We start from the raw sequence: 22079 nt of genomic DNA, 5'->3' as shown, positions 1-22079 counted from the left end.
CATGGTGAGAGTTTATGCCCCGGCTTCCAGTGCCAATATGAGCGTCGGGTTTGATGTGCTCGGGGCGGCGGTTACCCCGATAGATGGCTCGTTGTTGGGCGATGTGGTGTCCGTTGAGGCGGCCGACCATTTCAGCCTGAACAACCTCGGGCGCTTTGCTAATAAGCTGCCGTCTGAGCCGCGAGAAAATATCGTCTACCAGTGCTGGGAGCGTTTCTGCCAGGAACTGGGTAAAAGCGTTCCGGTGGCGATGACGCTGGAAAAAAATATGCCGATTGGCTCTGGGTTAGGCTCCAGCGCCTGTTCCGTTGTGGCAGCGCTGGTCGCGATGAATGAACACTGCGGTAAGCCGCTCAACGATACGCGCCTGTTGGCAATAATGGGCGAGCTGGAAGGGCGTATCTCCGGCAGTATTCATTACGATAACGTTGCCCCGTGCTTTTTGGGCGGCATGCAGTTAATGATTGAAGAAAACGGCATTATCAGCCAGCAGGTGCCAGGCTTTGATGAGTGGCTATGGGTGCTGGCATATCCGGGGATTAAAGTATCGACGGCAGAAGCGCGGGCGATTTTACCTGCGCAGTATCGCCGACAAGACTGTATTGCCCACGGGCGGCATTTGGCTGGGTTTATCCATGCCTGCTATTCCCGTCAGCCAGCGCTTGCCGCGAAGCTGATGAAAGATGTCATTGCTGAGCCGTACCGTACCCGTTTGCTGCCAGGCTTTAGCCAGGCACGTCAGGCGGTAGCGGAAATCGGCGCGCTGGCCAGTGGTATCTCCGGGTCAGGACCGACGCTGTTCGCTTTATGCGACAAGCCGGATACGGCGCAGCGTGTCGCAGACTGGCTGGATAAAAATTACCTGCAAAATCAGGAAGGCTTTGTTCATATTTGCCGGCTGGACACGGCGGGCGCACGGGTACTGGGATAATCAATGAAACTGTATAATCTGAAAGATCACAACGAGCAGGTCAGCTTTGCGCAGGCCGTCACGCAAGGGCTTGGCAAGAATCAGGGATTGTTTTTTCCGCACGATTTGCCGGAATTCAATCTGACAGAAATCGATGAGATGCTGAACCAGGATTTCGTTAGCCGCAGCGCTAAGATCCTTTCCGCATTTATTGGTGATGAGATCCCACAGGAAGTCCTTGCAGATCGCGTACGTGCGGCGTTTGCCTTCCCTGCGCCGGTGGCTCAGGTTGCCGCGGATGTCGGCTGTCTTGAACTATTCCATGGTCCTACGCTGGCATTTAAAGATTTTGGCGGACGCTTTATGGCGCAGATGCTGACGCATATTAGCGGCGATAAACCGGTCACGATTCTGACTGCCACCTCTGGGGATACCGGGGCGGCGGTTGCACATGCCTTTTATGGCCTGAAAAACGTGCGAGTGGTGATCCTTTATCCGAATGGCAAGATCAGCCCATTACAGGAAAAATTGTTCTGTACGCTGGGCGGCAATATTGAAACTGTCGCCATCGACGGTGATTTTGATGCCTGTCAGGCGCTGGTTAAACAGGCGTTTGATGATGACGAGCTGAAGGTGGCTTTGGGGCTGAATTCGGCTAACTCAATCAACATCAGCCGTCTGCTGGCGCAAATTTGTTACTACTTTGAGGCCGTGGCGCAACTGCCGCAAGAGGCGCGAAATCAGCTGGTTATTTCCGTTCCCAGCGGTAACTTTGGCGATTTGACCGCCGGGTTGTTGGCGAAATCACTGGGCCTGCCGGTGAAGCGTTTTATCGCCGCGACCAACGTCAACGATACGGTTCCACGCTTCCTTGCACAAGGCGAGTGGGCACCGAAAGCAACCCAGGCGACGTTGTCGAATGCGATGGATGTCAGTCAGCCGAACAACTGGCCGCGCGTGGAAGAACTGTTCCGCCGTAAAATCTGGCGTCTGAATGAGCTGGGTTACGCCGCCGTTGACGATGTCACGACACAGGAAACGATGCGCGAGCTGCATGAGTTAGGCTACACCTCTGAACCGCATGCGGCGGTGGCTTACCGTGCGCTGCGTGATCAGCTAAACCCTGGCGAGTATGGCCTGTTCCTCGGTACTGCGCATCCGGCGAAGTTTAAAGAAAGCGTTGAGGAGATTCTTGATCTGAAGCTGGCTCTGCCAAAAGAGCTGGCGGAACGCGCAGACTTGCCGCTGCTTTCGCATCATCTGCCAGCTGATTTTGCGCAACTGCGTAAGCTGATGATGACCCGCGGGTAATTCTTGTGCCGGATGAGGCGTTAGCCGTCATCCGGCATGTACACTACTGCTCGTGACGCTTGAACACCAGTTCACCTTTCCCTGACGATTCTTCATCAAAGAAATAGCCTTCGCTGTTAAAAGCGGTCAACTGTTCTGGCTGCGTTAAGCGGTTTTCAATGATGTAGCGGCTCATCAGGCCGCGCGCTTTTTTGGCATAGAAGCTGATGACTTTGAACTTGCCGTTCTTCTCGTCAAGGAAGACCGGTTTGATCAGTTCTGCATTAAGCTTTTTCGGCTTCACCGATTTAAAATACTCATCCGAAGCGAGGTTAATCACCACGCTGTCGCCTTGCGCTTCAAGTGCTTCGTTAAGTTTATCGGTGATGGTATCTCCCCAGAACTGGTAGAGATCTTTACCTTTCGCATTGGCCAGACGAATGCCCATCTCCAGACGGTAAGGTTGCATCAAATCCAGCGGACGTAGCACGCCGTAAAGTCCGGACAACATCCGTAAATGCTGCTGAGCGAAGTCGAAATCCGCCTCGCTGAAGGTTTCAGCCTGCAGTCCGGTATACACGTCGCCCTTAAACGCCAGAATGGCCTGGCGCGCATTTTCCGGGGTGAAGTCAGGCTGCCAGTCATGGAAACGCGTGGCATTCAAATCCGCCAGTTTGTCGCTAATCCCCATCAGCTTGCCAATCTGCGGCGCAGAAAGCTGGCGCGCCACGTGGATAAGCTGCTGGGAGTGATCCAGCAGTTCGGGTAGCGTATGGCGTGTCGTTGCCAGCGGACTTTGGTAGTCGAGCGTTTTTGCAGGTGAAATCAGAATCAGCATATCCAGTCCTTGCAGGAGATTTATTGCGACTTTAGCAAAAAAAACGACAGAATTGATCGATGGTTGTGATTGCCGCGCTATCCGCGCGGCGTTTCATCCCAGCTTTCGGGGGCAAGTTGTTGTCTGATATCAGGATAACGGTGCGGATCAAATTCCGGTCGTACGCCAAGTTTACGCTGGCGTAGATAGTCGCTGGCGATGGTATGCACAACCGGAGAAAGCAGCAGAATCGCCGTCAGGTTTGTGATGGCCATACAAGCCATAATAATATCGGCCAACTGCCAGACCAGCGGAAAGCTGACAAACGTTCCGCCGATAACGGTGCAAACGGTGGCGATGCGCAATAGCCAGATGACGCGGATATTGTCCAGTTTCAGGAAGACGAGATTGTTTTCCGCATAAATGTAGTTGGCGACGATCGAGCTAAAGGCAAACAGAATCACAATAAAAGCCACATATCCTGCTCCCCACTCCCCCGCGAGCGTTACCATTGCTTTCTGGAGTAACTGGATGCCTTCCATAGGGACATAGCTGGTGCTATTGCCTGCCAACAGAATAATCATCGCGCTGGCCGTACAGACAACGAGAGTGTCGCCTAATACCCCAATCATTTGCACAATGCCTTGTGCCGCAGGATGCGGTGGCCAGGATGCGGCCGATGCGGCTGCATTCGGCGTAGATCCCATTCCGGCTTCGTTAGAAAACATGCCGCGCTGAAAACCGTTGGCAATAGCCTGGCTTAGCGTATATCCGGCCGCACCCGCTGCGGCTTCCTGCCAGCCAAAGGCGCTTTTTATAATGGTGATGATAATGTCGGGAAGCTGCTCGATATGCCACAGACAGATGATGATGCTACCTCCGACCCACAGCAGTGCCATCATCGGAACGAACCATTGCATCAGGCGAGCTACGCCTTTGATGCCACCGACGATGACAATTAATGACGTGATTGCCAGTGCGAAACCGGAGACGAGGGGAGGAATATCAAAAGCAAAAGTCAGCGCACGCGAAACGGAATTTGCCTGAACGCTGTTAAAAATCAGTCCATAGGCAATAAGTAAAAAAATGGCAAAAAGGACGCCCATCCAGCGCATGCCCAGCCCACGTGCCATATACCATGCAGGGCCACCGCGAAACTGTCCATTGCTATCGCGTTCTTTATACAGTTGGGCAAGTGAGCACTCGGCGAATGACGTTGCCATACCAATGACCGCTGAAACCCACATCCAGAAAACGGCTCCAGGGCCGCCAGCGGCGATCGCCAATGCTACGCCGGCCAGGTTCCCGCTACCGATACGCGCGGCAAGACTGGTGCACAGAGCCTGAAAGGAAGTTAAACCGCCCGGCTGCGGGCTAATGCTGTTTTTAAGACTTGTGCCAAATTGGCGAAGGTAGCGGAACTGCACGAACCCTGTACGCCAGGTGAACCAACATCCTGCGCCAAGCAGGAGGTAGATCATCACCGATCCCCAGAGTATTTCATTAATAAATGAGAAAAAATCAGGCATTAACATCCCTCTTGTTGATGCCGGTAAGCGCGAAGATTTCCGTGTAAGCGCTACCAATAATCGACTAGTATATACCTTGTCATGAGAGTGATTGCGGGAGTTTATCATAACAATCGTTATATCCCGCAATTGCGCATCACAGGCTTTGAGATGCGTAATCAGGACTGAGCGGCTGGTCGGACAATCCAGGCGGTTGCGCTGAGAGTGCGTCGTGCTATCATCAGGGAAGATCGGTTACATCCCCCTAACAAGCTGTTTAAAGAGAATCGCTATCATGACGGACAAATTGACCTCCCTTCGTCAGTTCACCACAGTAGTGGCCGACACCGGAGACATCGCGGCAATGAAGCTGTATCAGCCTCAGGATGCCACAACCAACCCTTCTCTCATTCTTAACGCAGCGCAGATCCCGGAATACCGCAAGCTGATTGATGACGCTGTAGCCTGGGCTAAGCAGCAGAGTAACGACCGCGCACAACAGGTCGTCGACGCGACCGACAAACTGGCAGTCAATATCGGTCTGGAGATCCTGAAACTGGTCCCGGGTCGTATCTCCACTGAAGTCGATGCTCGTCTGTCCTACGACACCGAAGCATCCATCGCGAAAGCAAAACGTCTGATCAAAATGTACAACGACGCTGGCATCAGCAACGATCGCATTCTGATTAAACTGGCTTCAACCTGGCAGGGCATCCGTGCCGCTGAGCAGCTGGAAAAAGAAGGCATCAACTGTAACCTGACTCTGCTGTTCTCCTTCGCGCAGGCACGTGCATGTGCAGAAGCTGGTGTATACCTGATTTCTCCGTTCGTTGGTCGTATTCTTGACTGGTACAAAGCCAACACCGACAAGAAAGAGTATGCACCGGCGGAAGATCCGGGTGTGGTTTCCGTAACGGAAATCTACGAGTACTACAAACAGCACGGTTACGAAACCGTGGTAATGGGCGCGAGCTTCCGTAACATCGGCGAAATCATTGAGCTGGCAGGCTGCGATCGTCTGACGATTGCTCCGGCACTGCTGAAAGAGCTGGCGGAAAGCGAAGGCGCTATCGAACGTAAACTGTCCTTCTCCGGCGAAGTGAAAGCGCGTCCTGCACGCATCACCGAAGCTGAGTTCCTGTGGCAGCACAACCAGGATCCGATGGCTGTAGACAAACTGGCGGACGGTATCCGTAAGTTTGCTGTAGACCAGGGTAAACTGGAAAAAATGATTGGCGATCTGCTGTAATCATTTAAGCGTGGCCCGGATATGGGTCACGCTACCTCTTCTGAAACCTGTCTGTCCTTCCTTTCGCAGTGTATCATTCTGTTTAACGAGACTGTTTAAACGGAATAATCATGAATACTTTACGCATTGGCCTGGTGTCCATTTCTGACCGTGCTTCCAGCGGTGTTTACCAGGATAAAGGTATCCCGGCCCTGGAAGAGTGGCTGGCGTCTGCCCTTACCACCCCCTTTGAACTGCAAACGCGGTTGATCCCGGATGAACAGGCGATCATCGAACAGACCTTATGCGAGCTGGTTGATGAAATGAGCTGCCATCTGGTGCTGACAACTGGCGGGACGGGTCCGGCACGTCGCGACGTGACGCCTGATGCTACGCTTGCCGTCGCTGACCGTCAGATGCCAGGCTTTGGCGAACAGATGCGCCAGATAAGTCTGCACTTTGTGCCAACGGCGATCCTCTCCCGTCAGGTCGGCGTAATTCGTAAACAGGCGCTGATCCTGAATCTGCCTGGACAGCCGAAATCGATCAAAGAAACGCTGGAAGGCGTGAAAGAGGCTGACGGTAAGGTTGTCGTGCCCGGCATTTTTGCTAGTGTACCGTATTGTATACAGCTATTAGATGGACCGTATGTCGAAACCACACCGGCTGTTGTAGCATCTTTTCGTCCAAAAAGTGCAATACGCGATACAAACGCCTAAAAGTAGCCCGATCGCGGCATAAGTGCCAATGACAGTGGAGTATTGAATTGTTTACGATATAGTAATTTTTGCTTTACATATATCGACAGACAGATTCAATAACTCCACTGACTGATGGTTTGCTATGTCACAACACAATCGACCGCTGAATCGCCAGGATTATAAAACCCTAACGCTTGCTGCTCTTGGCGGTGCGCTTGAGTTTTATGATTTCATTATCTTTGTCTTCTTTGCCGCTGTTGTTGGCGAACTCTTCTTTCCTGCAGATATTCCTGAATGGCTACGTCAGGTGCAAACCTTCGGCATCTTTGCCGCCGGATATCTGGCGCGTCCACTGGGTGGCATCATCATGGCGCATTTTGGTGATCTGGTCGGGCGTAAGAAAATGTTCACGCTGAGTATTTTACTGATGGCAATACCAACGCTGGCGATTGGACTGCTGCCTGATTACGCCTCAATTGGGATCCTGGCGCCGCTGCTGTTACTGCTGATGCGCATTTTGCAGGGCGCAGCCATTGGGGGGGAAGTACCAGGTGCGTGGGTATTCGTGGCCGAACATGTACCAGAGCGTCGCATCGGCATCGCCTGCGGAACGTTGACCGCTGGGCTAACGGTGGGAATTCTGCTGGGGTCAGTGGTTGCGACGTTAGTGAACACCAGTTTTACGCAGCAAGCGGTGCATGACTATGGTTGGCGTATCCCTTTCCTGCTGGGGGGCGCGTTTGGGTTGGTGGCAATGTATCTACGCCGTTGGCTGCAGGAGACGCCCATCTTCCTCGAAATGCAGCAGCGTAAAGCGTTGGCGCAAGAGCTACCGGTGAAATCGGTGGTGAGTAAACATAAAAAAGCAGTGGTGGTGTCAATGCTACTAACCTGGCTGCTCTCTGCCGGGATTGTGGTAGTGATCCTGATGTCGCCAGTCTGGTTGCAGAAGCAATATGGCTTTGCGCCGGCGCTGACGTTACAAGCTAACAGCGTCGCCACAATTATGCTGTGCATCGGTTGTTTACTGGCGGGGTTTATTGTCGACCAGGTTGGTGCCAGCAAAACTTTTATTGTCGGTAGCCTGCTGCTGGCCTGTTCGAGCTGGTTTTTCTATCACCTGACCGGCAGTCATCCCGAATACCTGTTTGGGTTGTACGGCCTGGTAGGGTTATGCGTTGGCGTCGTGGGGGCAGTGCCTTACGTGATGGTGCGGGCGTTTCCGGCAGAAGTCCGTTTTACCGGTATTTCCTTTTCCTATAACGTCTCGTATGCCATTTTCGGTGGGCTAACACCCATCGCAGTAACGGTGTTGATGAGCGTGTCGCCAATGGCTCCGGCCTGGTATGTACTGGCGTTATCGCTGGTAGGGCTTGGTTTGGGAATTTGGCTGCGACAGGATATTTATCATCGCGATTCGAACGTACAGGCAGAGTTACAGCAGTTGTAAGAACTATCCCCCCGGAAGGGGGGATAGTATCAGATTAATGTGCTTCACCAATCGGCAGGATGGTGCGGCCAAACTGTTCGTTCAGCACTTCACCCATCGCTAGGTAAATGGCGCTTGCGCCGCACACTAAGCCAACCCATCCAGCAATGTGAATGATTGCTTCGTTACCTGCAATGTTGCCAACGGCCAGCAGGGCGAACAGCACTGTCAGGCTCAGGAACACGAACTGCAGCATGCGCGCGGCTTTCAGCGTACCGAAGAACATGAACAGAGTGAACACACCCCACAGACCCAGATAAGCGCCCAGGAACTGACCATTGGTTGCATCCGCGAGGCCCATTTTCGGCATCAGCAGGATCGCAACCAGCGTCAGCCAGAACGAACCGTAGGAAGTAAAGGCGGTTAAACCGAAGGTGTTGCCTTTTTTATATTCCAGCAGACCGGCAAAAATTTGCGCGATACCGCCGTAGAAAATGCCCATCGCCAGAATAATAACGTCTAAAGCGAAGAAACCCGCATTATGCAGGTTAAGCAGAATGGTGGTCATGCCAAAGCCCATCAGGCCCAGCGGTGCCGGATTAGCCAACTTAGTGTTGCCCATAATTCCTCAAAATCATCATTGATTGAATGGTGAAATAGTTTCCCCGAATAACGATCACTGTCTTCGGGGCGCGGCATAATAATCAGGGGAGAGAGCACTGTCTATGATCTAACGAAGGGAAAACGAATTATTTTCCCTGTGATGGGCATCACGTTTGTGTGTGGTTGAGCATTCTGCGCAGGCAGGCGATGTGGAGTACCGCTGGGATCGTCACGCGATAGGCGCTGCCGCTTACCGCTTTAACCTCGTTTTAGGCCGCCAAGTCCGGCTCCGCGCAGTAATCCGTGCCCGATTACGCCGACGGCGGCGTGGGTTCGCAGAATTTTGGTTAACTCTCTATCAGCTTTTAGCTTCATCAAATAGGTGACATTCATGTTTCTGAGGCATCTGAATAAAAGTATGGCGAATTAGTCGTCGCCGATGATTTTCAGCGTCGCCATATCAGAAGAGTTCACCGTATGACCGGAGAAGGTTATTTTTTTCACGCAGCGCTTATTGTCGTTGTCGCTATTGATGTTGATCCAATTGGTTGTTTGCCCTTCTTTGATGGAGGAAGGCACGTTCAGACTCTGGCTGGACATGCGGGCAGCCTTGAAGTAAACCGATGCACCACTGAGCTGTAAATCACCATGATCGGCCGTAAGTTGAATGCGTTTCACCACGCGGCAAACGGGTAGTTTCAGCGTTAGATCGGTGGTTTCATTACGGGGCATGGCGATCACACCGAGGACTTTATGATCGTTAGCGCGTGCGGCGCTGCTCAGCAGCAGGCCCATAAGCAGGCTGGCGGAAAGGGTTAATACGGATTTCATGGAATTTCTCTTTGACGGCTGTAAAAGTGTGTCGTTTCAGACCATCTTACCGCTGTCAGAATCATGATTCATGCTTGTAATATTTTCTTTTTATTACAATTTTTATGTGAATGGCTGTGCTGAATTTATCTGTTTTATGAATTAGTTTTGATTTGAGACTATTCATTTTTTAATCTTTTAGCCTTTTTTCTGCGATTTTATTGCCACAAGGCTAAAAAAAATTTTCATGCCCCCCTTGATGACGTGGGTTACGACCCCATCTTGTAAGCAACCGCAGTGGTGAGTCTGAAAAAAAACGATTCAGGGTAGTTGAAACCGCACGTTTCGCCCTTATTACAGATTCACAACCACATGATGACCGAATTTTTAGTGGAGACGTTTAGATGGGTAAAATTATTGGTATCGACCTGGGTACTACCAACTCTTGTGTAGCGATTATGGATGGCACTACTGCACGTGTGCTGGAGAACGCCGAGGGCGATCGCACCACGCCTTCTATCATTGCTTATACCCAGGATGGTGAAACTCTGGTTGGTCAGCCGGCTAAACGTCAGGCAGTGACAAACCCGCAAAACACCCTGTTTGCGATTAAACGCCTGATTGGCCGCCGCTTCCAGGACGAAGAAGTACAGCGTGATGAAGCCATCATGCCGTACAAAATCATCGGTGCTGACAACGGTGATGCATGGATTGACGTTAAAGGTCAGAAACTGGCACCGCCGCAGATTTCTGCTGAAGTACTGAAAAAAATGAAGAAAACGGCTGAAGATTACCTGGGTGAACCAGTAACTGAAGCTGTTATCACCGTACCTGCATACTTTAACGATGCTCAGCGTCAGGCAACCAAAGATGCTGGCCGTATCGCAGGTCTGGAAGTAAAACGTATCATCAACGAACCAACCGCAGCTGCGCTGGCTTACGGTCTGGATAAAGAAGTCGGCAACCGTACTATCGCGGTATATGACCTCGGTGGTGGTACTTTCGATATCTCTATTATCGAAATCGACGAAGTTGACGGCGAAAAAACCTTCGAAGTTCTGGCAACCAACGGTGATACCCACCTGGGTGGTGAAGACTTCGACAGCCGTATGATCAACTACCTGGTTGACGAGTTTAAGAAAGATCAGGGTATCGACCTGCGTAATGACCCGCTGGCGATGCAGCGTCTGAAAGAAGCCGCAGAAAAAGCGAAGATCGAGCTGTCCTCTGCGCAGCAGACCGACGTGAACCTGCCGTACATCACTGCAGACGCGACTGGTCCTAAACACATGAACATCAAAGTGACCCGTGCGAAACTGGAAAGCCTGGTTGAAGACCTGGTTAACCGTTCTATCGAGCCACTGAAAGTTGCTCTGCAGGATGCTGGCCTGTCCGTATCTGATATCAACGACGTTATCCTCGTTGGTGGTCAGACGCGTATGCCGATGGTGCAGAAGAAAGTCGCTGAGTTCTTCGGTAAAGAGCCGCGTAAAGATGTTAACCCGGACGAAGCCGTAGCAATCGGTGCAGCTGTTCAGGGTGGTGTATTGACCGGTGATGTTAAAGACGTGCTGCTGCTGGACGTTACCCCGCTGTCTCTGGGTATCGAAACCATGGGTGGCGTAATGACTCCGCTGATCGCGAAGAACACCACCATCCCGACCAAGCACAGCCAGGTGTTCTCTACCGCTGAAGACAACCAGTCTGCGGTAACCATCCATGTGCTGCAGGGTGAACGTAAACGTGCTGCTGATAACAAAGATCTGGGGCAGTTTAACCTGGATGGTATCAGTCCGGCTCCGCGCGGTATGCCGCAGATCGAAGTTACTTTTGACATCGATGCCGACGGTATTCTGCACGTTTCCGCGAAAGACAAAAACAGCGGTAAAGAGCAGAAGATCACCATCAAGGCTTCTTCTGGTCTGAACGAAGAAGAAATTCAGAAAATGGTTCGCGAAGCAGAAGCGAACGCAGAATCTGACCGTAAGTTTGAAGAGCTGGTTCAGACCCGTAACCAGGCTGATCATCTGCTGCACAGCACTCGCAAGCAGGTTGAAGAAGCAGGCGACAAACTGCCGGCTGACGACAAAACTGCCATCGAGTCTGCACTGACCGCGCTGGAAACTTCTCTGAAAGGCGAAGACAAAGCGGATATCGAAGCGAAGATGCAGGCGCTGGCACAGGTTTCCCAGAAACTGATGGAAATCGCTCAGCAGCAGCACGCCCAGCAGCAGGCTGGTGCAGCAGGCGCTGATGCTTCTGCAAACAACGCGAAAGATGACGACGTTGTCGACGCTGAGTTTGAAGAAGTGAAAGACAAAAAATAATCGCCCTGATGCAGGGTAGTTAATCGGCACGGGCGTAGAGGTTTCCTCTTCGCCCGTGCTCGTATGTTAAGGGGCTTAAAAAAACCAATGGCAAAGCAAGACTATTACGAGATTTTAGGCGTTTCCAAATCAGCGGAAGAGCGTGAAATCAAGAAGGCCTACAAGCGCCTGGCCATGAAATATCACCCGGACCGCAATCAGGGTGATAAAGAGGCCGAAGCCAAGTTTAAAGAGATCAAAGAAGCGTACGAGATCCTGACCGATGCGCAAAAACGTGCGGCTTACGATCAGTACGGCCATGCAGCGTTTGAGCAAGGTGGTATGGGCGGCGGCGGCGGTTTTGGCGGCGGGGCAGACTTCAGCGATATCTTTGGTGACGTGTTTGGCGATATCTTTGGCGGCGGTCGTGGTCGTCAGCGCGCCTCACGTGGGGCTGATTTACGTTACAACATGGATCTCACTCTGGAAGAAGCCGTGCGTGGCGTCACCAAAGAGATCCGCATCCCTACGCTGGAAGAGTGTGACGTCTGCCACGGCAGTGGCGCGAAGGCGGGCACACAACCGCAGACCTGTCCAACCTGTCACGGTTCCGGTCAGGTGCAGATGCGCCAGGGTTTCTTCGCCGTACAGCAGACATGTCCACACTGTCAGGGTCGCGGTACGCTGATCAAAGACCCGTGCAACAAATGCCACGGGCATGGTCGCGTTGAGAAGAGCAAAACGCTGTCTGTTAAGATCCCTGCAGGGGTTGATACCGGCGACCGTATTCGTTTAGCGGGTGAAGGCGAAGCCGGTGAGCATGGCGCGCCAGCGGGTGATTTGTACGTGCAGGTGCAGGTAAAACAGCACCCAATTTTCGAACGTGAAGGCAATAACCTGTACTGCGAAGTGCCGATTAACTTTGCGATGGCAGCCCTGGGCGGTGAGATTGAAGTCCCGACGCTGGACGGTCGCGTGAAGTTAAAAATTCCGGGTGAAACGCAGACCGGTAAACTGTTCCGCATGCGTGGTAAAGGCGTTAAGTCTGTACGCGGCGGCGCACAGGGCGATCTGCTGTGCCGTGTGGTTGTTGAAACCCCGGTTGGCCTCAACGACAAGCAGAAACAGCTGCTGAAAGACCTGCAGGATAGCTTTGGTGGTCCTACCGGCGAGCAAAACAGCCCGCGTTCCAAAAGCTTCTTCGACGGCGTGAAGAAATTCTTTGACGATCTGACGCGCTAAAATAAAAGTAGAGAAAAGGCCATTTCAGCGATGAGATGGCTTTTTTTTTACCTGGCAGACGGATATCCAGACCCTTACTGGCAGCGGACATATTATCCCAACCTTGTTGGGATAGTATGATGTGTGGATCAGTTCTACGGTTTTAGAACTAACATCTTTTTTTTGTTATTCACAGCTGCATACCTGGTTGATGTGATTGTTTTAACATCAATAAATAATCGTGGCCAACCTAATTCAAAAGGCAACTACAGTCATATTTCTGGCAAAATAATTACTTATCTCCTCTCAAGCAACATATTCTGACACACTACCAGTAATAACGATTCACCTTCCTTGATGTGAGATTTACATCACTATCCTGTCATTATATTTCATTATTATTCGTCACCGCGGGAATACAATATTTATTGATGGATTAATTATAATTATGGGGAATACATTCAATGCCTCGGATAAAAAATGGACTATTAGCTTGTCTTATACTTATAGTGCCTTCTCTTTTTAGCCATGCAGCACAAGCTCTGGAGTATAAAAATTCTTTTGGGTCGATTAATGCCGGTTATGCCGACTGGAATAGCGGGTTCGTCAATGTACACCGTGGCGAGGTTTGGAAAGCAACAGCTGATTTTGGTGTCAATTTCCGAGAAGCCGAGTTCTATTCATTTATTGAAAGTAATGTTTTAAATCATGCTGTTGCCGGTCGAAATCATACGGTGTCGGCGACGACCCATGTGCGTTTTTTTGATTCTGATTATACCTTCTTTGGCAAGATTTATGGCCAGTGGGATAACTCCTGGGGCGACGATCTGGATATGTTTTATGGGCTGGGTTATCTCGGCTGGAGCGGAGATTGGGGGTTTTTAAAACCCTATATAGGTTTGCATAACCAATCTGGTGATTATGTATCACAACGATATGGACAAACCAGCGGCTGGAATGGCTACGTTATTGGCTGGACTGCGGCTTACAATTTTACTTTATTTGGTGAGAAATTTGTTTTGTCTGACTGGAATGAAATTGAGCTTGATAGGAATGATGCTTATGCGGAACAGCAATTTGGCCGGAATGGATTAAATGGCGGATTAACACTGGCCTGGAAATTTTATCCACGATGGAAAGCTACGGTAACGTATCGTTATTTTGAAAACAAATTGGGGTATGACGGTTACGGGGACCAGATGATTTATATGATTGGGTATTCATTTTAAATAAAACCAAAGGATCGGAAATGAAAAAAACAGTCGTGGCGAGTTTGGTTGGACTAGCATTATGTGCCGGGAGCACATTACAAACAACATATGCAGCTTCAGCGAAACAGCCTAATTTAGTGATTATTATGGCTGATGATTTGGGCTATGGCGATCTCGCGACTTATGGTCATCAAATCGTCAAAACGCCTAATATCGACAAGCTGGCGCAGGAAGGGGTGAAATTTACCGACTACTATGCGCCCGCGCCGCTGTGCTCTCCTTCTCGTGCTGGTTTATTAACGGGACGTATGCCATTCCGTACAGGGATCCGTTCCTGGATCCCTGAAGGCAAAGATGTCGCGTTGGGACGGAATGAACTGACGATTGCCAACCTGTTAAAGCAACAGGGGTATGACACGGCGATGATGGGGAAATTGCACCTGAATGCCGGTGGCGATCGCACCGATCAACCGCAGGCGAAGGACATGGGTTTTGACTACACCCTGGTAAACCCGTCGGGATTCGTCACGGATGCTACACTTGATAACGCAAAAGAACGTCCCCGCTATGGCATGGTGCATCCCACTGGCTGGATCCGTAATGGACAGCATATTGGTCGTGCGGACACCATGAGCGGCGAGCTTGTCAGTTCTGAAGTCGTCAACTGGCTGGATAACAAGAAAGACGACAAACCGTTCTTCTTATATGTCGCGTTCACGGAAGTTCACAGCCCGCTGGCCTCGCCGAAAAAGTACCTCGACATGTATTCGCAATATATGAGCGCTTACCAGAAACAGCATCCGGATCTGTTTTATGGCGACTGGGCGGATAAGCCGTGGCGCGGAACGGGTGAATACTACGCGAACATCAGCTATATGGATGCTCAGGTTGGTAAAGTAATGGATAAGATCAAGGCAATGGGTGAAGAAGATAACACCATTGTCATTTTCACCAGTGATAACGGCCCAGTGACACGCGAGGCTCGCAAAGTATATGAACTGAATCTGGCGGGTGAAACGGATGGGCTTCGCGGTCGTAAAGATAACCTTTGGGAAGGCGGTATCCGTGTTCCGGCAATCATCAAGTACGGTAAACATATTCCGCAGGGGATGGTAACGGATACGCCAGTTTATGGCCTTGATTGGGTGCCGACGTTAGCAAACATGATGAATTTTAAACTGCCAGCAGATCGTACCTACGATGGGCAGTCTCTGGTTCCATTACTGGGACAGAAAACGTTAGCACGTCAGAAACCACTCATCTTTGGCATTGATATGCCGTTCCAGGACGATCCAACTGACGAATGGGCGCTCCGTGATGGCGACTGGAAGATGATTATCGATCGTGAAAATAAACCGAAATACCTCTACAACCTGAAAAAAGATCGCTTTGAAACCATTAACCAGATTGGGAAACAACCTGAAATCGAGAAACAACTGTATGGCAAGTTCCTGAAATATAAACAGGACATTGACAACGATTCGCTGATGAAAGCTCGCGGTGACAAGCCAACGCCAGTCACCTGGGGCTAACTGAAAAATTATAAGAAACATAAGGTATGCCACTTAGGGCTATGCCCGCCTGGTTCAGTATTTTTATGCTGAGCCGGGTTCTTTTATTTATGGAGCTATCGCGATGCAGACAAAAAGTTGTCAGGTCATGATTAAACCGACTGGCTCGGTATGTAATCTGGACTGTAAATACTGTTTTTATCTGGAAAAGGAGATGCTTTATCCGGATAGAAAAGCGAATTACAGAATGTCAGATGACATGCTTGAGTTATTCATCAAACAGCATATTGCCGCGCAGGATGTGAATGACGTGATTTTTGCGTGGCAGGGGGGAGAACCTACGCTGATGGGGCTGGCATTTTATCGGCGAGCGCTAGCATTGCAGCAGCGTTATTCTGGCGGTAAAACGATTATAAATACCTTCCAGACTAACGGTATATTGATTGACGACGAATGGGCTATTTTTTTTAAGCAGCATGCCTTCCTGGTGGGAGTTTCTATTGATGGTGATGCCGCGTTACATGATGAATGGCGGGTTACTCGTTCGGGTAAACCGACGCATGGAAAAGTTGAACAGGCCGTTAAATGCCTGGTACGTCACGGTGTAGAATTTAATACGCTGACGGTGGTGAATAGCACGAATATGAATCACCCGGTGCTAGTATATGACTATCTGAAAAGCATTGGCAGTCGCTATATGCAATTTATTCCGCTCATCGAAAGAAGCGCTGAAGAGGGCGGTATTGGTCTGGCACAGCCTGAAGACGAACAAACGAGAATGATGCCGTGGTCGGTTGATTCATTGCAATTTGGCCATTTCCTCAACGCTATTTTTGACGTCTGGGTCCGTAACGATATTGGCGATATCGGCATACAAATGTTTGAGCAGACACTCGCGGCGTGGTGTAGGTTACCGCCACAGGTCTGCGTGTTTGCGCCAACCTGCGGTAGTGCATTCGCAATGGAAATGAACGGTGATGTGTATAACTGCGATCACTTTGTGTATCCAAAATATAAGTTGGGGAACATTCAAGATTCGCCGCTGCGCGCGATGAACAATAGCGAAAAAAACCGGCAGTTTGGCGAGGATAAGCGACGCACAATGGCACAAGAATGTGACTCCTGCTCATGGCAGTTCGCCTTTTATGGCGGTTGTCCTAAGCACCGTTTTTTGCCGTCAATATCAGGTAAAAGAAATCACAACTATTTGTGCGCGGGATATAAGGCGTTTTTTTCACATATCGCAATGACGATGAATGCCATGAAAACACTCTACGAAAATGGTTTTTCACCTGTAGAGATAAAATCAGTATTTGCTTGAACGTATCGTATTCGCAGGGAGTGAATATGTTTTCTTGGATTAATGTCGATAGTTGTAAAACGCCTGGTTGCAAAAATGTGGGCATATTGAACAGCCCGGATTACCAAAACCAAGGGAAAAATATACTATGCCGGGCTTGCGGTTTTCTCTTCCCCGTTATTTCGGAACGATCGCTCAACCGTTTTCGTCAGTCGGTCAATCAGGCCTGGAAAGGATTGATTAAATCCTGCCCCAATTGCGGTGGGATTTCACTCAAAAAGTACGGTTTTTCCGCGCAAGGAGAACCGCGTATTTACTGTCAGCGCTGCCATAAAACATTTATTTCTCCTGCCATGCAGAAAACAGATGCACGTCAGGATTATCTCGCCACGCTGATTCAGGAAGGTGCGACACTGGCGGATATTCGCACCGCGCTCATGCTGGATAGCACCGGGTTGAATCGGGAGTTACAGAAGCTCTCTCGCAGTGCAAATCTGGCTGAACGCGAATTTACCTTTCCTACGTTTGATATCGCCATGAGCACGCGCGCCTTTCGGATCAAATTTAACGGTGGTGATAATTTTCTGTATGCGCTGGTCACCGCAGAAGAAAATACCGGTCGAATTGTTGCCGTGACCACAAATTACTCGGCTCATCCCGTAGAAGCCGAGTATCAGTATCATTCTGACTATGAAGAACGCCTGCCTCCCGGTTCGCTGGCGCATATTGTGCAACGTAAAGAAGTGATAACGATGCGGCGGGAGACGCTTTTTGATGTGGATTACGGCCCCGCAATATTGCACAAAAATGATCCTGGGATGTTAGTTAAACCCGTTTTACCAGCTTATCGCCATTTCGAGTTAGTTAAAATGCTCACGGATGAACGCTCTCTCAATATTCAGCATTATCTCGATCAGGAATGCTTTATCCTGGGAGGATGCATGATGGCGAATATACAGCATGTTCAGCAAGGGCGTTGCCATATTGCTTTTGTGAGAGAGCGCGGAGAATCAGCACCGCAAAAAGATATCCCGCCAAGACTGTTCCTGAGTGGCGGTATCCGTAATAACGTTTGGCGAACATTCTCCACGCGTGACTACGCGCTGGCAGTGTGTAACCTGACGCAGAACCGAAAAACGAGTATGCAGCGCAGCGCCACGCTTGCGAGTGCGACCCGTTTTATCCATTTTATCGATACACATCCTTTTCTGGCACACCTCAACCGTATGTCTCCGGCAAATGTGACGGCAACGCTTGACCATCTCAGATACGCGTTTAATGGGAGGCATCACGCCGATGCAGACTAACTAATCCTGTGTTCTCTCATTAGATAATGCTCGGGAAATACGATCTATTCATCATAAATAATCTAATTTTAACGAGCTTTTTGAGGGTGTAAGATAGTAATTACGAAGTATTCACCCAATAGAGAGAATAAAAGTGAAACATCTGCACCGTTTTTTTAGTAGCGACGCCTCGGGAGGTATCATTCTGATCATCGCTGCCGCAGTCGCTATGATGATGGCAAATATCGGGGTTACCAGTGGATGGTACCACGCCTTTCTGGAAACACCTGTCCAACTGCGGGTTGGCGCGCTTGAGATCAACAAAAATATGCTGCTGTGGATCAACGACGCGTTAATGGCGGTGTTTTTCCTGTTGATTGGTCTGGAAGTGAAGCGTGAGTTAATGCAGGGTTCGCTTGCCAGCCTGCGTCAGGCGGCGTTTCCGATCATTGCCGCGATCGGGGGCATGATTGTCCCGGCGTTGCTGTATCTGGCATTCAACTATGCCGACCCTATCACTCGTGAAGGATGGGCAATTCCGGCAGCAACGGATATCGCTTTTGCATTAGGCGTGTTGGCGCTGTTGGGCAGCCGTGTTCCGCTGGCGTTGAAAATCTTCCTGATGGCGCTGGCGATTATCGATGACCTCGGCGCCATCGTGATCATCGCGTTGTTCTACACCAGCGATCTCTTTTTGTTGTCTCTGGGCGTCGCCGCGTGCGCAATTCTCGTCCTGGCGGCATTGAATCTGTGTGGTGTGAGACGTACCGGTATTTATATTCTGGTTGGCGTCGTGCTGTGGACGGCAGTGCTGAAGTCCGGCGTGCATGCCACTCTGGCTGGGGTGATCGTCGGTTTCTTTATTCCGTTGAAGGAAAAACATGGGCGTTCACCCGCGAAGCGACTGGAGCATGTCCTGCATCCGTGGGTGGCCTATCTGATCCTGCCGCTGTTTGCTTTTGCTAATGCGGGTGTTTCACTGCAGGGCGTGACGATGGACGGGTTGACCTCCATCCTGCCGCTGGGGATTATTGCCGGCCTGCTTATCGGTAAGCCACTGGGGATCAGCCTGTTCTGCTGGCTGGCATTACGGCTCAAGGTAGCGCAGCTGCCTGAAGGTACGAATTTCCAGCAAATTATGGCGGTCGGTATTCTGTGCGGCATTGGCTTTACGATGTCGATTTTCATCGCCAGCCTGGCGTTTGGTAACGTTGATCCAGAGCTGATTAACTGGGCAAAACTGGGGATCCTGATCGGCTCTCTGCTGTCGGCAGTTATCGGTTATAGCTGGCTGCGTACCCGGTTGAATACGTCAGCCTGAGCAGATAACTCTTGGTGACAATTTCAGGGAGAGAGTATGTCTCATATAAATTACAACCACCTGTATTACTTCTGGCATGTGTATAAAGAAGGATCGGTGGTAGGTGCCGCAGAAGCGCTTTATCTGACACCACAAACTATTACCGGGCAGATCAAAGCGCTTGAGGAACGCTTACAAGGGAAGTTGTTTAAGCGTAAGGGGCGCGGGCTGGAACCCAGTGAACTGGGGGAATTAGTCTTTCGGTATGCAGACAAAATGTTCACCTTAAGCCAGGAAATGCTGGATATCGTGAACTATCGCAAAGAGTCGAATTTGCTGTTTGATGTCGGTGTGGCGGATGCATTGTCCAAACAACTGGTCAGCAGCGTGCTGGATGCCGCGGTGGTTGAGAATGAGCAAATCCACCTGCGTTGTTTTGAATCAACGCACGAGATGCTGCTGGAGCAACTCAGCCAGCATAAGCTGGACATGATCATTTCCGATTGTCCGATCGACTCAACGCAGCAGGAAGGGCTGTTCTCGGTGCGGATAGGCGAATGCAGCGTGAGTTTTTGGTGTACCAAGCCGCTGCCTGAGAAACCGTTTCCGGCCTGTCTGGAAGAGCGTCGATTGCTGATCCCTGGACGTCGTTCGATGCTCGGACGTAAGCTGTTGAACTGGATTAACTCACAAGGACTGAACGTTGAAATCCTTGGCGAGTTTGATGACGCCGCGCTGATGAAAGCGTTTGGCGCAACGCATAACGCTATTTTCGTTGCGCCTACGCTGTATTCGCATAATTTCTATGCTGATGATTCTATTGTTGAAATTGGACGCGTAGAGAATGTGATGGAGGAGTATCACGCCATATTTGCGGAGAGGATGATCCAGCATCCGGCTGTGCAGCGTATTTGTAATGCGGACTACTCGACATTATTTAAGCCGCAGTAATCAAGAAAGCCGTCATGATTCCGGCTGCGGTATGTTCCCGCAGCCGGAATCATTCTACATCTGCGGATCGCGGTTGCCTTCGAAGTTGGTTGCACAAACAACAGGCATAAAAAAACCCGCTTTCGCGGGTTTTTTCACAAAGCGACAACAGACGGGCGATTAAGCCAGTTTGTTGATCTGTGCAGTCAGGTTTGCTTTATGACGTGCAGCTTTGTTTTTGTGGATCAGACCTTTAGCAGCCTGACGGTCCACGAGTGGTTGCATTTCGTTAAATGCTTTCAGTGCAGTAGCTTTGTCGCCAGCTTCAATAGCTGCGTATACTTTCTTGATGAAAGTACGCATCATAGAGCGACGGCTAGCGTTGTGCTTGCGGGCCTTTTCAGACTGAACGGCGCGCTTCTTAGCTGATTTGATATTAGCCAAGGTCCAACTCCCAAATGTGTTCTATATGGACAATTCAAAGGCCGAGGAATATGCCCTTTTAGCCTTCTTTTGTCAATGGATTTGTGCAAATAAGCGCCGTTTAAATTCCAGCACTCGTTGCGTAGTGATGGCGCAGGATTCTACCAGCTTGCGTGGCGTGAATACAGCTTTTCCACGAGAAAAATTGCATTGGTGTGCCCGTGAAGGGCGTCAATTTGATTCATAACAATGAAAACCATCCTCTTTCTGTTTCGTAGAAACAATCGCCGGTTAACGTTGACCGCGGTACAGGGTATACTTTCACGATTTTCACTGTTTTGAGCCAGACATGAAGCTGATACGAGGCATACATAATCTCAGTCAGGCCCCGCATGGGTGTGTGCTGACTATTGGTAATTTCGACGGCGTGCACCGGGGCCACCGTGCGTTACTGCAGGGGTTACGGGAAGAAGGGCGCAAGCGCAATTTACCGGTAATGGTGATGATTTTCGAGCCGCAGCCGCTGGAGCTGTTTGCGACAGACAAGTCGCCTGCGCGCCTTACTCGTCTGCGGGAAAAACTGCGTTATCTGGCGGAATGTGGCGTGGATTACGTACTGTGCGTGCGTTTTGACAGGCGTTTTGCCGCATTAACGGCGCAGACCTTTATCAGCGATCTGCTGGTTAATCGCCTTGGTGTACAATTTCTTGCCGTTGGTGATGATTTCCGCTTTGGCGCTAGCCGTGCGGGCGATTTCTTGTTATTACAGGAAGCGGGCGCTGAGTATGGTTTTGATATCACCAGCACCCAAACCTTCTGTGAGGGCGGTGTGCGCATCAGCAGCACCGCGGTCCGTCAGGCACTGGCAGAAGATAACCTGCAACTGGCCGAAAGTCTGCTTGGGCATCCTTTTACTATCTCAGGACGTGTAGTTCATGGTGACGAGTTAGGGCGCACGATCGGTTTTCCGACGGCAAACTTACCGCTTCGTCGCCAGGTTTCTCCAGTGAAAGGGGTTTATGCGGTTGAAGTGATGGGACTGGGTGACAAACCTTTCCCCGGCGTCGCCAACATCGGCACCCGTCCGACGGTAGCAGGCGTACGCCAACAGTTGGAAGTGCATCTGTTGGATGTTGTAATGGACCTGTATGGTCGCCATATAGATGTAGTGCTGCGTAAAAAAATACGCAGCGAACAGCGATTTGCCTCGCTGGATGAACTAAAAGCGCAGATTGCGCGTGATGAGTTGACTGCCCGCGAATTTTTTGGGCTAACAAAACCGGCTTAATGCCTAT

Annotated in this window: 19 protein-coding genes and 2 pseudogenes; 15 read left to right on the top strand and 6 right to left on the bottom strand. The window is 50.5% G+C overall.

Going from position 1 to position 22079, the window contains the following annotated elements; all coding sequences use genetic code 11:
* Position 1: 1 nt before the first annotated feature.
* Together thrB and thrC are read left to right on the top strand one after the other, a co-directional pair.
* Positions 2 to 931, top strand: coding sequence for a homoserine kinase (thrB, locus tag OGY15_RS22080; RefSeq protein ID WP_151216685.1), 930 nt, complete (start codon positions 2 to 4; stop codon positions 929 to 931).
* A 3-nt stretch (positions 932 to 934) separates the two neighbouring features.
* Positions 935 to 2221 (top strand): threonine synthase, encoded by a 1287-nt coding sequence (gene thrC, locus OGY15_RS22075; RefSeq protein WP_151224531.1) that lies wholly within the window; start codon positions 935 to 937, stop codon positions 2219 to 2221.
* Positions 2222 to 2264: 43 nt separating this feature from the next.
* On the opposite strand, the gene yaaA is transcribed toward thrC, so the two are convergent.
* Both yaaA and OGY15_RS22065 read right to left on the bottom strand, forming a co-directional pair.
* Positions 2265 to 3038 carry a peroxide stress protein YaaA gene (gene yaaA, locus OGY15_RS22070; RefSeq protein WP_187253702.1) on the bottom strand — a complete coding sequence of 258 codons (774 nt, stop codon included), beginning with the start codon at positions 3036 to 3038 and terminating at the stop codon, positions 2265 to 2267.
* Positions 3039 to 3115: 77 nt separating this feature from the next.
* Positions 3116 to 4546, bottom strand: coding sequence for an alanine/glycine:cation symporter family protein (locus OGY15_RS22065; protein ID WP_151216686.1), 1431 nt, complete (start codon positions 4544 to 4546; stop codon positions 3116 to 3118).
* A gap of 274 nt (positions 4547 to 4820) precedes the next feature.
* On the opposite strand from OGY15_RS22065, the gene tal reads away from it, so the two are divergent.
* From tal to OGY15_RS22050, 3 genes are all read left to right on the top strand, one after another.
* Positions 4821 to 5774, top strand: coding sequence for a transaldolase (gene tal, locus OGY15_RS22060; RefSeq protein ID WP_151216687.1), 954 nt, complete (start codon positions 4821 to 4823; stop codon positions 5772 to 5774).
* A gap of 110 nt (positions 5775 to 5884) precedes the next feature.
* The gene (mog, locus tag OGY15_RS22055; RefSeq protein ID WP_278238272.1) at positions 5885 to 6472 is read left to right on the top strand and encodes a molybdopterin adenylyltransferase; all 588 of its coding nucleotides are present in this window, start codon (positions 5885 to 5887) and stop codon (positions 6470 to 6472) included.
* Between the two features lie 124 nt (positions 6473 to 6596).
* On the top strand, positions 6597 to 7904 hold the full coding sequence (locus OGY15_RS22050; RefSeq protein WP_151216689.1) for an MFS transporter: 1308 nt from the start codon (positions 6597 to 6599) through the stop codon (positions 7902 to 7904).
* A 34-nt stretch (positions 7905 to 7938) separates the two neighbouring features.
* On the opposite strand, the gene satP is transcribed toward OGY15_RS22050, so the two are convergent.
* From satP to OGY15_RS22035, 3 genes and pseudogenes are all read right to left on the bottom strand, one after another.
* Complete coding sequence (gene satP / locus OGY15_RS22045) at positions 7939 to 8505, bottom strand: acetate uptake transporter (protein ID WP_187253704.1); 567 nt, start codon at positions 8503 to 8505, stop codon at positions 7939 to 7941.
* A 148-nt stretch (positions 8506 to 8653) separates the two neighbouring features.
* A pseudogene (locus OGY15_RS22040) lies at positions 8654 to 8840 on the bottom strand (hypothetical protein); the annotation flags it as partial.
* Between the two features lie 72 nt (positions 8841 to 8912).
* On the bottom strand, positions 8913 to 9317 hold the full coding sequence (locus OGY15_RS22035) for a DUF2541 family protein (RefSeq protein WP_187259123.1): 405 nt from the start codon (positions 9315 to 9317) through the stop codon (positions 8913 to 8915).
* A 383-nt stretch (positions 9318 to 9700) separates the two neighbouring features.
* On the opposite strand from OGY15_RS22035, the gene dnaK reads away from it, so the two are divergent.
* From dnaK to nhaR, 8 genes are all read left to right on the top strand, one after another.
* On the top strand, positions 9701 to 11623 hold the full coding sequence (dnaK, locus tag OGY15_RS22030; protein WP_151216692.1) for a molecular chaperone DnaK: 1923 nt from the start codon (positions 9701 to 9703) through the stop codon (positions 11621 to 11623).
* An 87-nt stretch (positions 11624 to 11710) separates the two neighbouring features.
* Positions 11711 to 12844, top strand: coding sequence for a molecular chaperone DnaJ (gene dnaJ, locus OGY15_RS22025; RefSeq protein ID WP_008786151.1), 1134 nt, complete (start codon positions 11711 to 11713; stop codon positions 12842 to 12844).
* Positions 12845 to 13287: 443 nt separating this feature from the next.
* Entirely contained in the window at positions 13288 to 14052 is a 765-nt protein-coding gene (locus OGY15_RS22020; protein WP_286541107.1) for an outer membrane protein OmpK, read from the top strand.
* Positions 14053 to 14072: 20 nt separating this feature from the next.
* Positions 14073 to 15566 (top strand): sulfatase family protein, encoded by a 1494-nt coding sequence (locus OGY15_RS22015; protein WP_286541106.1) that lies wholly within the window; start codon positions 14073 to 14075, stop codon positions 15564 to 15566.
* 103 nt (positions 15567 to 15669) lie between these two features.
* Positions 15670 to 16866 carry an anaerobic sulfatase maturase gene (locus OGY15_RS22010; RefSeq protein WP_286541104.1) on the top strand — a complete coding sequence of 399 codons (1197 nt, stop codon included), beginning with the start codon at positions 15670 to 15672 and terminating at the stop codon, positions 16864 to 16866.
* A 26-nt stretch (positions 16867 to 16892) separates the two neighbouring features.
* Positions 16893 to 18152, top strand: coding sequence for an IS1/IS1595 family N-terminal zinc-binding domain-containing protein (locus OGY15_RS22005; protein ID WP_286541102.1), 1260 nt, complete (start codon positions 16893 to 16895; stop codon positions 18150 to 18152).
* A 133-nt stretch (positions 18153 to 18285) separates the two neighbouring features.
* Complete coding sequence (gene nhaA, locus OGY15_RS22000) at positions 18286 to 19452, top strand: Na+/H+ antiporter NhaA (protein ID WP_286541100.1); 1167 nt, start codon at positions 18286 to 18288, stop codon at positions 19450 to 19452.
* A 36-nt stretch (positions 19453 to 19488) separates the two neighbouring features.
* Positions 19489 to 20382 carry a transcriptional activator NhaR gene (nhaR, locus tag OGY15_RS21995; protein WP_151216694.1) on the top strand — a complete coding sequence of 298 codons (894 nt, stop codon included), beginning with the start codon at positions 19489 to 19491 and terminating at the stop codon, positions 20380 to 20382.
* Between the two features lie 159 nt (positions 20383 to 20541).
* Here the strand turns inward: nhaR and rpsT are convergent, their stop codons facing one another.
* Positions 20542 to 20805 carry a 30S ribosomal protein S20 gene (rpsT, locus tag OGY15_RS21990; protein WP_038637070.1) on the bottom strand — a complete coding sequence of 88 codons (264 nt, stop codon included), beginning with the start codon at positions 20803 to 20805 and terminating at the stop codon, positions 20542 to 20544.
* Positions 20806 to 20922: 117 nt separating this feature from the next.
* Between rpsT and OGY15_RS21985 the strand changes: the two are divergent.
* Positions 20923 to 21126 (top strand): annotated as a pseudogene (locus OGY15_RS21985) (DUF2575 domain-containing protein).
* A 7-nt stretch (positions 21127 to 21133) separates the two neighbouring features.
* Positions 21134 to 22072, top strand: a complete 939-nt coding sequence (gene ribF, locus OGY15_RS21980; RefSeq protein WP_151216695.1) for a bifunctional riboflavin kinase/FAD synthetase — start codon at positions 21134 to 21136, stop codon at positions 22070 to 22072.
* Positions 22073 to 22079 lie beyond the last annotated feature (7 nt).

It is taken from the genome of Citrobacter sp. Cu231 (assembly GCF_030332265.1).
In the GTDB taxonomy this organism is placed as follows: domain Bacteria; phylum Pseudomonadota; class Gammaproteobacteria; order Enterobacterales; family Enterobacteriaceae; genus Citrobacter; species Citrobacter meridianamericanus.
The sequence above is the reverse complement of the archived record's forward strand: the minus strand, read 5'-3'. Positions and strand labels throughout refer to the sequence as shown.

What these genes read in the sequence shown, in the direction of transcription:
- dnaJ (WP_008786151.1), top strand. Translation starts at nt 11,711, where the DNA reads ATGGCAAAGCAAGACTATTACGAGATTTTAGGCGTTTCCAAATCAGCG.
- OGY15_RS22035 (WP_187259123.1), bottom strand. Translation starts at nt 9,317, where the DNA reads ATGAAATCCGTATTAACCCTTTCCGCCAGCCTGCTTATGGGCCTGCTG.
- OGY15_RS22010 (WP_286541104.1), top strand. Translation starts at nt 15,670, where the DNA reads ATGCAGACAAAAAGTTGTCAGGTCATGATTAAACCGACTGGCTCGGTA.
- OGY15_RS22015 (WP_286541106.1), top strand. Translation starts at nt 14,073, where the DNA reads ATGAAAAAAACAGTCGTGGCGAGTTTGGTTGGACTAGCATTATGTGCC.
- OGY15_RS22005 (WP_286541102.1), top strand. Translation starts at nt 16,893, where the DNA reads ATGTTTTCTTGGATTAATGTCGATAGTTGTAAAACGCCTGGTTGCAAA.
- satP (WP_187253704.1), bottom strand. Translation starts at nt 8,505, where the DNA reads ATGGGCAACACTAAGTTGGCTAATCCGGCACCGCTGGGCCTGATGGGC.
- yaaA (WP_187253702.1), bottom strand. Translation starts at nt 3,038, where the DNA reads ATGCTGATTCTGATTTCACCTGCAAAAACGCTCGACTACCAAAGTCCG.
- ribF (WP_151216695.1), top strand. Translation starts at nt 21,134, where the DNA reads ATGAAGCTGATACGAGGCATACATAATCTCAGTCAGGCCCCGCATGGG.
- nhaR (WP_151216694.1), top strand. Translation starts at nt 19,489, where the DNA reads ATGTCTCATATAAATTACAACCACCTGTATTACTTCTGGCATGTGTAT.
- mog (WP_278238272.1), top strand. Translation starts at nt 5,885, where the DNA reads ATGAATACTTTACGCATTGGCCTGGTGTCCATTTCTGACCGTGCTTCC.
- tal (WP_151216687.1), top strand. Translation starts at nt 4,821, where the DNA reads ATGACGGACAAATTGACCTCCCTTCGTCAGTTCACCACAGTAGTGGCC.
- OGY15_RS22020 (WP_286541107.1), top strand. Translation starts at nt 13,288, where the DNA reads ATGCCTCGGATAAAAAATGGACTATTAGCTTGTCTTATACTTATAGTG.
- dnaK (WP_151216692.1), top strand. Translation starts at nt 9,701, where the DNA reads ATGGGTAAAATTATTGGTATCGACCTGGGTACTACCAACTCTTGTGTA.
- OGY15_RS22065 (WP_151216686.1), bottom strand. Translation starts at nt 4,546, where the DNA reads ATGCCTGATTTTTTCTCATTTATTAATGAAATACTCTGGGGATCGGTG.
- thrC (WP_151224531.1), top strand. Translation starts at nt 935, where the DNA reads ATGAAACTGTATAATCTGAAAGATCACAACGAGCAGGTCAGCTTTGCG.
- OGY15_RS22050 (WP_151216689.1), top strand. Translation starts at nt 6,597, where the DNA reads ATGTCACAACACAATCGACCGCTGAATCGCCAGGATTATAAAACCCTA.
- thrB (WP_151216685.1), top strand. Translation starts at nt 2, where the DNA reads ATGGTGAGAGTTTATGCCCCGGCTTCCAGTGCCAATATGAGCGTCGGG.